The organism is Pseudomonas sp. YuFO8 (genome assembly GCF_035065025.1).
GTDB lineage: Bacteria > Pseudomonadota > Gammaproteobacteria > Pseudomonadales > Pseudomonadaceae > Aquipseudomonas > Aquipseudomonas putida_AE.
Genome location: NZ_JAXDEQ010000049.1, coordinates 32,414 through 41,839, shown reverse-complemented (window position 1 = coordinate 41,839; position 9,426 = coordinate 32,414). Strand labels below are relative to the sequence as shown.

The 9,426-nt window shown below is 61.5% G+C and carries 9 protein-coding genes; 6 read left to right on the top strand and 3 right to left on the bottom strand.

All coding sequences use genetic code 11. The features are described 5' to 3' along the window. Positions 1 to 340: 340 nt before the first annotated feature. Positions 341 to 1,384 carry a GGDEF domain-containing protein gene (locus SOP95_RS27880; RefSeq protein ID WP_323609041.1) on the top strand — a complete coding sequence of 348 codons (1,044 nt, stop codon included), beginning with the start codon at positions 341 to 343 and terminating at the stop codon, positions 1,382 to 1,384. Between the two features lie 265 nt (positions 1,385 to 1,649). After that, the gene (locus SOP95_RS27875) at positions 1,650 to 2,153 is read left to right on the top strand and encodes a hypothetical protein (protein WP_323609040.1); all 504 of its coding nucleotides are present in this window, start codon (positions 1,650 to 1,652) and stop codon (positions 2,151 to 2,153) included. A 165-nt stretch (positions 2,154 to 2,318) separates the two neighbouring features. On the opposite strand, the gene SOP95_RS27870 is transcribed toward SOP95_RS27875, so the two are convergent. Together SOP95_RS27870 and SOP95_RS27865 are read right to left on the bottom strand one after the other, a co-directional pair. Further along, the gene (locus SOP95_RS27870; protein ID WP_323609039.1) at positions 2,319 to 3,884 is read right to left on the bottom strand and encodes an aldehyde dehydrogenase (NADP(+)); all 1,566 of its coding nucleotides are present in this window, start codon (positions 3,882 to 3,884) and stop codon (positions 2,319 to 2,321) included. Between the two features lie 7 nt (positions 3,885 to 3,891). After that, positions 3,892 to 4,515 (bottom strand): isochorismatase family cysteine hydrolase, encoded by a 624-nt coding sequence (locus SOP95_RS27865; protein ID WP_274077605.1) that lies wholly within the window; start codon positions 4,513 to 4,515, stop codon positions 3,892 to 3,894. A gap of 98 nt (positions 4,516 to 4,613) precedes the next feature. On the opposite strand from SOP95_RS27865, the gene SOP95_RS27860 reads away from it, so the two are divergent. Next, positions 4,614 to 5,132, top strand: a complete 519-nt coding sequence (locus tag SOP95_RS27860) for a winged helix-turn-helix transcriptional regulator (protein ID WP_323609038.1) — start codon at positions 4,614 to 4,616, stop codon at positions 5,130 to 5,132. Between the two features lie 111 nt (positions 5,133 to 5,243). After that, entirely contained in the window at positions 5,244 to 5,582 is a 339-nt protein-coding gene (locus SOP95_RS27855) for a hypothetical protein (protein WP_274077607.1), read from the top strand. A 376-nt stretch (positions 5,583 to 5,958) separates the two neighbouring features. Here SOP95_RS27855 and SOP95_RS27850 read toward each other — a convergent pair whose 3' ends face one another. Further along, positions 5,959 to 6,966 (bottom strand): LacI family DNA-binding transcriptional regulator, encoded by a 1,008-nt coding sequence (locus SOP95_RS27850; RefSeq protein ID WP_323609037.1) that lies wholly within the window; start codon positions 6,964 to 6,966, stop codon positions 5,959 to 5,961. Between the two features lie 189 nt (positions 6,967 to 7,155). Here SOP95_RS27850 and SOP95_RS27845 point away from each other — a divergent pair, with 189 nt between their 5' ends. Both SOP95_RS27845 and SOP95_RS27840 read left to right on the top strand, forming a co-directional pair. Next, a complete protein-coding gene (locus SOP95_RS27845; protein ID WP_323609036.1) occupies positions 7,156 to 8,322 on the top strand; it encodes a Gfo/Idh/MocA family protein in 1,167 nt (388 codons plus the stop codon). Positions 8,323 to 8,360: 38 nt separating this feature from the next. Then, on the top strand, positions 8,361 to 9,413 hold the full coding sequence (locus tag SOP95_RS27840) for a sugar phosphate isomerase/epimerase family protein (RefSeq protein ID WP_323609043.1): 1,053 nt from the start codon (positions 8,361 to 8,363) through the stop codon (positions 9,411 to 9,413). Positions 9,414 to 9,426 lie beyond the last annotated feature (13 nt).

Sequence of the window (9,426 nt, the reverse complement as noted above, 5' to 3'; positions counted from 1 at the left end):
GTCCGCGTCGACCACAACGCAACGCACCGCGCACCTTTGTAGGAGCTGGCTTGCCAGCGAAGAGGCCCGAAAGCCCGCTGCAATATTCGAGGACGCCTTCGCCGGCAAGCCGGGCTCCTACAAGTCCCGTCGACCACAACGCAACGCCCCGCGCACCTTTGTAGGAGCTGGCTTGCCAGCGAAGAGGCCCCAAAGCCCGCTGCAATATTCGAGGACGCCTTCGCCGGCAAGCCGGGCTCCTGCAGTTTCAAGGATCATTGCGGGGATAGCCGTTTATCAGGCGTATCGGTATGCTCAGCGCACAGCCGAAATGCCCATGATAAACAACCACAGTGACGTTATGAGCTCATCAGAAACGCGTGCGAATGTCCTAGCGCTGTATCCGGAAGACTCCCGCGAAGCGGCGGCCCTGCTCAAGCAGGCCGTGCCGCTGATGGTTCGCCATAACATCCCGCCCAATCCCGTGCACTACGCCCTCTGGTACACCTACAGCCAGGGCCAGGACCCGGAGCTCAATCGTCACCTGGACCGCGTGGTCCGGGACTTCGACGGTTGCCCGCCAGAGTCGGCGACTCGCCTGTTTCGCCAGTACATCATCCGTGACGAGCTGGAAGATGCCCGCGCCGAACAGCATCAGGTCATCAGCCTGGTGGATGGCATGGAGCGCGACGTCTCGCAAAGCGTGGAAGGCAGCCTCAACTTCCAGAACCGCCTGGGGCAGTGCCTGGAAATGCTCGACGAACCGGCCAATGACCGCCTGCCGGGCATCTTGAGCGAGCTGCAGCAGAGCACTCGGCTGATGCAGAGCCAACAGGAACACTTCCTCACCCAGTTGCACTCGGCACAGGACGAAATCAAGACCCTGCGCGACAAACTGCAGCGCGCGCAACTGGCCGCGACCCTCGACGGCCTGACCGAACTGTTCAACCGCACCGCGTTCACCCGCCTGCTGGAACAGGCGCTGGGCAAGGCTTCCCGTGGAGTGGCCCTGTTGATGCTGGATATCGACCACTTCAAGCAATTCAATGATCAGTACGGTCACCCGCTGGGCGACCGGGTGCTGCAGCATGTTGCCCAGGTGCTGCGCGGGGCGTTGCCAGCCAATGCGTTCGCGGCGCGTTACGGCGGTGAAGAGTTCTGTGTGGTCCTGCCCGATTGCGCCGACCTGGGCAGTGCCTGTGCCTTCGCCGAGCACCTGCGCCTGAAGGTCCAGTCCTTGCGGATCAAGGCGCGCAGCACCGACACCGTGCTGGACACCGTGACCGCGTCGTTCGGCGTCGCCTTCGTACAGCCCGGCGACAACCAGGAAAGTCTGCTGACCCGCGCCGATGACGGGTTGTATCAGGCCAAGCGCAATGGAAGGAATCAGGTGTTTGCCTTGTAGGAAGGGGCGGCGACGACCTTTTCCTGACCTGACCCTGATTACCTGTGGGAACGAGCTTGCTCGGGTAGAAACCAGAGACATGCTTCTCTACCATCGGTGCCTGCGGATGCGTTCCGATTAGTTGCCTGTCCTCAGACCAATATTACTGTGTCCTAGTCCATTACCTACAATTTTGTGGGATCTCCCCGACTTGCGCTAGTTGCCTAGCGTGGATAATTTGATAACTCATTGAATGGGGGGCACAGGCAGTGCCAAAGGGTTTTTTATGCTCGACATTTTGCGTGGCACACCACTATGGGTTTACGCAGTTTTTTTTATCGTGACGTATTACGGCGTCATTGCCTGCTTCAAGAGTTATGAAACGAAAAAATCGTTACTACTGACACCGGCGATATTCGTCGCTATTTCCGTGGCCTCGCTGAAAATCTCCCAAGGATTTGTGGTTCCGCTTTCGGTTTATGCGCTGGGGTTGCTGGTTGGGTGGTTGCTGGCCTTTCGCTTTTACTCGTACCACAACGTGAAACATGAGGGTGGGGGGCTGGTGCTGGATGGCACGATCAGAGTGCTGATTGTGTATTGGTGCTTCTTCGCCTGGCGTTACTACAGCGGTTACCAGGAGGCTGTGCATCCGGAACTGGCCAATGAAGTTTCGTTAGTGGCCTGGTCGTCATTGGGGTCTGGGCTCATCAATGGTTTGATCGTTGGACGGAGTTTCAGGTTATTGCGTTTTTTCAAGTCCGATAATGTGCCAGCGGTGTCTTCTAAATGATGGCTTGCGTCGACACAGATCATATATCCACCATCGAACCTCGTGGAGCGGGCTTGATGGCTAAGAGGGCGTGTCAGGTTAATTGATGTCGACTGACACTCCCTCGGAACGCCGCCCGGAGCAAGCCCGCTCCCACATTTAGAATTTGCCTGGCGCGAAAACTGCTTATTGACCGTCGACGCTGCGCGGCACACCGAGCGGATTGCCCTCACGCAGTGCCTCGGGCAGTAACTCATCGGGAAAACCCTGGTAGCACACCGGCCGCAGAAAACGCTCGATGGAACTCATGCCCACCGAAGTGAAGCGGCTGTCCGACGACGCCGGAAACAGCCCGCCGTGCACACTGGCGAAAGACACCTCTTGCGGATGGGCAAAGGCGTTGACGACGATCCGCCCGGTGCGCCGCTCCAGGATCGGCAGCAAACGACGGGCCAGCGCCAAGTCCTCGGCTTCCATGTGCATGGCAGCACTGAGCTGTCCGCGAAGTGCACGGGCGACCGCAAGCATTTGCGCCTCATCCTCGACCTTCACCAGCAGGGCTGCCGGCCCGAACACTTCCTCGGTAAGGGTTGTTTCGCTGAGAAAGCGTTGGCCGTCGACCTCTAGCAAGGCCGACTGGCCGTCCAGCGCCACGTTGGCGGCTAGGCCTTCGGCAGCCAGCCTGGCGCCAGCACCGTGCAACCTGTCGAGCCCGCTCAAGTACGCCCCATGGATGCCCGGCGTCAGCATTGGCCGCGCCGGTGCCGTCGTCACGCGGCTAATCATGGCGTCACGCATGGCCTCGAAACCGGCCCCGGCGATGGCAATCAGGATCGCCGGCTTGAGACAGGCTTGCCCGACATTGACCAGCATGCGCTCGATAAAACCGTCGCCGATCTGCGCGCCACGCTCTGCCAGTGCCTGGGGCAGGATGAAGGTGGGGTTGACGCTGGCCATCTCGGTGAAGACCGGGATCGGCTCGGGGCGTAGCTGCGCCCGGCGATACAGGGCCATCCCGCCCTGTTCGGAACCGGTGAAGGTCATCGCCTTGATCAACGGATGGTCGACCAGGGCTTCGCCGATCGCGTTGCCGGCGCCGCGCACCATCGAGAACACGCCTTCAGGCAAGCCGCTGTCCTGCACGGCCTTGCGGATGGCCCGGGCCTGGATTTCCGAGGCCCCAGGGTGAGCGTTGTGGGATTTGACGACTACCGTCGCGCCCGCCGCCAGCGCCGCGGCGGTGTCGCCGCCGGCCACCGAGTAGCTGATGGGGAAGTTGCTGGCGCCAAACACCGCCACCGGGCCGAGGGCGATTTTCTGCAGGCGATGATCCATGCGCGGGCGTGGCTGGCGCTCGGGCTGGGCCGGATCGATGGCCACCTGGAGGAAGCGTCCCCGGCGCACCACCTCGGCGAATTGCCGAAACTGCGTCGCGGCCTTGGCCACTTCGCCCAGCAGTTGGGCTTCGGGCAGGCCGGTTTCCAGGGCGGCCCTTGCGGCCAGCGGCTGGGCGACGGCGTCCAGATTGTCGGCGATGCGTTCGAGCAAGGCCGATCGCTCGGCGAGCGAGGTGTGGCTGTAGTGGTCGAACGCGGCGTCGGCGAGGTTCGCCGCCAGGTCCACTTCGGCGGCGCCACCGAAGGCGAATTCCGGCTCGATCAGCTGATTGTTGGCGGGGTTCAGCGCCTTCATCGTCCCTGCGCTGGCGGCGACTTCGTTGGCGCCGATCAACAGGTTTCCAGTCAGTTTCATGGTGTGCTCACGGCTTGAGGGTGGCGATCAGTTGCTCGGTGGTGACAATCGAATGGGCGAAGGTCGGACCGTTCAGTTCATGGGCGGCGTGCATCATTTCCGGCTTGAAAGCGGCGGTGGCGTCGCGCACCAGGGTGACGTGGTAGCCCAGTTCCTGGGCGTAGCGGGCGGTGGCCTCGATGCAGGTGTTGGCCAGCAGGCCGACGATGATCACGTGGGTGATGCCTTTCTGCTTGAGGCGAAAATCCAGGTCGGTGTTGGCAAAGCCGCTCGAACCCCAATGCTCCTGGATGACGACGTCGCCAGGCTGGGGCGCGAAATCGGGATGCCATTCGCCGCCCCATTCGCCGCGAGCGAAGTGGTGCATGTGCTGGATCTTGCATTGGGTGGGGCTTGGGTGATCCCAATTCTCGTAGTCGCCTTGTTCCCAGCGCCGGTGCGGTACGATGAATACCGGTATGTCCAGGGCGCGGACGGTACGGTCGAGGGTGCGCAGGTTGTCCAGCAGGCCGACTTGCCGGGCGATCGGCTCGAGCAGCGGGAAGATCTTGCCGCCTTCGGACAGGAAGTCGTTGTAGGGATCGACCAGCAGGTAGGCGGTTCGATCCAGCGGGTAGGGGGTGTTGGACATGACCAATGCTCCAGGAAATGGACGGATCGCTGCCATGGGCTTGCCGTGGCATCGTGTAGATATGATAATCATAGTTACTTGGAAAGAGGCAAGCCCGTATGGCGTTAAAAAAGACTAGCCCTGAAACCCTGTGTCCGATTGCCCGGGCCGAAGACGTGGTTGGTGATCGCTGGACCGTGCTGGTGTTGCGCGAGTTGTTCATGCGCAATCACCGCTACGATGAGATCCAGGCGCAGACCGGCGGCACCCCGCAGATGGTCGCGACCCGCCTGAAAAGCCTGGAGGCGGACGGCATGGTCGAGCGCCGCGCCTACAACGAGCGGCCGCCGCGCTACGAGTACCACCTCACGGCCAAGGGGCAGGCGTTTTATTCTGTGGTGCTGGCGTTGCGGGCCTGGGGCGAAACCTGGTGTAAGTCGCCGCAAGAGGGCCTGGCCGTGCGCTACACCCACCAGACTTGCGGCCAGCCCGCGGGGCTCGGGCCGTTGTGCGAGCATTGTGGTGAACTGTTGCGCCGTGATGAGTTGAGCAGCGAGCCGAGCGCGGCCTATGCCCTGGAGCGCCAGGAACGACGGGAGGCATTCAAGCGCGGGTCGGTGGTCAAATCCGCCGAGTGAAGACGGCGACTATTCGTTGCACTGATAGTCACAATCATCCATCACAAGTTCTGTTGCTGCCGGCAAACAGGGAACATGCCGTGCATCAAAAAAGCCTTGCGGAACCCTGTGATGAAGATGCTGACTCGACTGGCGCTGATCGCCCCCTTGCTGCTGTCCGGGTGTGCTTCTGCACCCAATAACCCGACACTGACCCTGCAGACGAAAAAGGCACCGGCGGACTACGCCCAGTGTGTCTTGCCGAAATTGCAGGAAGACGCACTGAGCGCAACGATTTCGCAGACCCAGCGCAGCTATCGAATCGTCGTTTCGAGCAAGGTCGCCGCCGACGATGTGCTCGAAGCCTACAAGGCCTCGAATGGCGGCAAGGTGTTCCTGTACGAACGCACGTTGCTGGCCTCGACGTTCGGGCCATCGCGGCTTGAACGTGCTGCCCAGGAATGCCTTTAACAAAGCCTCCGCAGGCCCCCTCCATTGATCCTCAGTGAACTCAAAAACCAGGCACAAAGCAAATCCACTGTATGCGAGCTTGCTCGCGATAAGGCCGGTACATTCAGCATGGAAGTCGACTGACCCACCGCCATCGCGAGCAAGCTCGCTCCCACACTGATCCACAGTGAACTCAAAAACCAGGCACGAAGCAGATCCACTGTGGGAGCGAGCTTGCTCGCGAAGAGGCCGGCACATTGAGCATGGATGTCGACTGAGCCACCGCAATCGCGAGCAAGCTCGCTCCCACACTTGATCCTCAGTGAATTCAAAAAACAGGCACGATACAGATCCATTGTGGGAGCGGCCTGCTGGCGAAAGCGGTGCCAGTGGTCTTCTAAGTTGTCTGTTGCACCACCGCCGTGCTGCCGCGCAACGTCAGTTCGAACGGCAACACCACATGCCGCTGTACCAGCGGTTTCTTTTCGATCAGCGCAATCAACATCTCGACGGCTTTCTGGCCGAAGACTTCGGCGGGTTGCGCGATGGTCGTCAGCGGTGGGTCGCAGTACTTTGCAAAGGGAATGTCGTCAAAGCCTACCAGCGAAATGTCCTCGGGTACCCTTAAACCCTGTTGCTTGATGCGTTTCAACGCGCCGATGGCCATTTCATCGTTTTCGCAGAACAGTGCAGTGGGACGCTCGGGCAGGTCCAGCATGGCGGCTGCGCCGTCATCACCGGCCTTCAGGCTGAAATCTCCATGGCAGATCAGCGCCGGGTCGCAATCGATGCCGGCCTGACGCAAGGCATCCTGATAACCAGCCACACGATCGCGGGTCAGCGGGCTGCTTTTCGGGCCCTTGATCAGGCCGATCCGGCGGTGGCCCAGTTCGATCAGGTGTTCGGTCATGGCCTTGGCGGCCGCGCGATTGTCCAGGCTGATGGTCGGATGACGGCCGCCTTGAATCACCTCGCAGGCGTTGACGATGGGCGGCAACTCGACGTTGGGGAAGGGCGCCTCGAACGGATCGAAGGCACGCAACTGGATCACACCGTCAGCCTGATGGTTGTACACCAGCTCGGCGAATTCCCGTTCGATCTCTTCGCGGCCCTGGGTGTCGCACAGCAGCAGCCGATAGTTGGCCGCCTGCGCCGCCTGTTGCGCGCCGCTGATGACCCGGGCAAAAAAAGTGTTGGCGATGGCGGGCACCAGGATCACCAGGTTGCCGGTGCGGCGCGAGCGAAACTGCACTGCCATCAGGTTCGGCCTGTAGCCGGCCTGTTCCACGGCCGCGTTGACCTTGTCCCGTGTCTCGGGAAGCACACGCTCAGGCGATTTCAGGGTTCTGGACACCGTGGCCACCGAGACGCCGGCCAGCCGGGCTACTTCACGGATATTGGACAAGATCACCTCGTTATCGAACCGCGCGGGCGGCGAGCTTAACGCAGTTAGCCTTGGGCTGAAATGTTAATGGATCCTAATCCGGGGTTTGACAGGCAACGAAACTGAGCCTAAATTTCCGCCACGATGTAACCGGTTACATCATAGTCGGGATTCAAGTTTGAAAAGCCGCTTCCAACAGAGAACATTGCGATGAACGCTGCAATACCAAAAATAAGAATGGGCTTTGTCGGGGGCGGCGAGGGCGCATTCATTGCTCAAGCCCACCGCCAGGCCGCCGGCCTCGATGGCCGTTTTGAACTGGTGTGCGGCGCGTTCAGTCGCGATGCACAGAACAATCGGAACACTGGCGCAGCATTGGGCTTGCCGGCCTCGCGCTGCTACAGCGACTGGCAGCAGATGCTCGAGGCCGAGCGTGGATTGCCCGCTGAGCAGCGCATGGAGCTGCTGGTGATCGTCACCCCCAACCACTTGCACGCGCCGATCGCCAGCCAGGCGCTGAGCGCGGGTTTTCATGTGTTCAGTGAAAAACCCGCGGCGCTGAACCTGGCCGAATTGCTCGCACTCAAGGACGTGGTCGAACGCAGCGGCCAACTATACGGCCTGGCCCATACGTACCTGGGTTACCCCATGGTCTGGCAGGCGCGCGACATGGTGCGCAGCGGCGTAATTGGTGCGGTGCGCAAGGTCATTGTCGAGTACCCCCAGGGCTGGCTCAGCCAGGATGTGGCCGGGCAAGGCAACAAGCAGGCGCAATGGCGTGACAGCCCTGAACAGTCCGGTTTGGGCGGCTGCATTGGTGACATCGGCACCCATGCCTTCTCCCTGGCCGAGTTCGTCGCGGATCAACCGATCCAGCACCTGTGCGCAATGTTGGGCGTTCATATCGCTGGCCGTCAGCTGGACGATGACGCCTCGATGCTGTTCAAGATGGCCGGCGGCGCCAGCGGCGTGTTGATTGCCAGCCAGGTCTGCGCCGGCGAAGAAAACCCGCTCAAAATCCGCGTTTATGGCGACAAGGGCGGGCTGGAATGGCGGCAGGAAGAACCTGCCAGCCTGATCCACCGTGCCCTCGATCAACCCATGCGCATCCTGCGCTCCGGCGTCGGCCAGCCGTGGCTGTGCGCAGCCGCCAGCGAGCGCATGCGTTTGCCGGCCGGGCATCCCGAAGGCTATCTCGAAGCCATGGCCAATCTCTACGGCGATTTTGCCCGCGCCATCCGTGGCAATGTCGCGGGGCACGATGCTCCCGGGGTGCCCGGTATCGACGTCGGCCTGCGCGGCATGGCGTTCATCGAGACCGTGATCGCCAACCATCGTGGCGACGCCAAGTGGACCGAACTGGTCTGCACCCCATGACTCTGGAGACTCCCATGACCGACCTTACTCAAACCGGCATGCGTGGCCCGGGGATTTTCCTCGCGCAGTTCATGTCCGCCGAAGCACCTTTCGATACCCTGGCCAACATCGCCCACTGGGCGGCCTCCCAGGGTTACAAGGCCATTCAATTGCCGACCCTGGGCACGCAGTTCATCGACCTTGCGCGCGCCGCCGAAGATCAGGATTACTGCGATGGACTGAAAGCGGTCTGCGCCCAGGCAGGCGTCGAAATCAGTGAGCTGTCGACCCATTTGCAAGGCCAACTGGTGGCGGTGCATCCGGCGTTCGACACGCTGTTCGATGACTTCGCACCGGCACATCTGCGCGGCCAACCCCAGGCGCGCACCGACTGGGCCATCGACCAATTGAAGCTGGCGGCACGCGCCAGTCAGCGCTTGGGCTTGAAGGCCCACGCGACCTTTTCCGGGGCGTTGCTCTGGCCCTACATCTACCCATGGCCGCAGCGCCCGAGTGGCCTGGTCGAGCAGGGTTTCGCCGAACTGGCCAAGCGCTGGTTGCCGATCCTCGATTGTTTCGAAGAGGCCGGCGTCGACCTGTGCTACGAGATTCACCCCGGCGAAGACCTGCACGACGGCGCTTCTTTCGAGCGCTTCCTGGAGGCGGTCGATCACCATCCCCGCGCGGCGATCCTGTATGACCCCAGCCACCTGCTGCTGCAGCAAATGGACTACCTGGGCTTCATCGACCGCTACCACGAACGCATCCGCATGTTCCACGTCAAGGACGCCGAGTTCCGGCCCGATGCCCGTTCCGGGGTCTACGGCGGTTATCAGGGTTGGGTCGAGCGGCCGGGGCGTTTCCGCTCATTGGGCGATGGCCAGATCGATTTCAAATCGATCTTCAGCAAACTGACCCAATACGACTTCGCCGGGTGGGCCGTGCTGGAGTGGGAATGCTGCCTGAAGGACTCTGCGCAGGGCGCCGCAGAAGGGGCGGCGTTCATCGAGCGACACATGATCAGCAAGACCCGAAAGGCTTTCGACGATTTCGCCAGCGTGTCGTCAGACGCCGCTTTCAATCGACGATTGTTGGGGCTATCTGACGCCTGAACACATTTCTCTC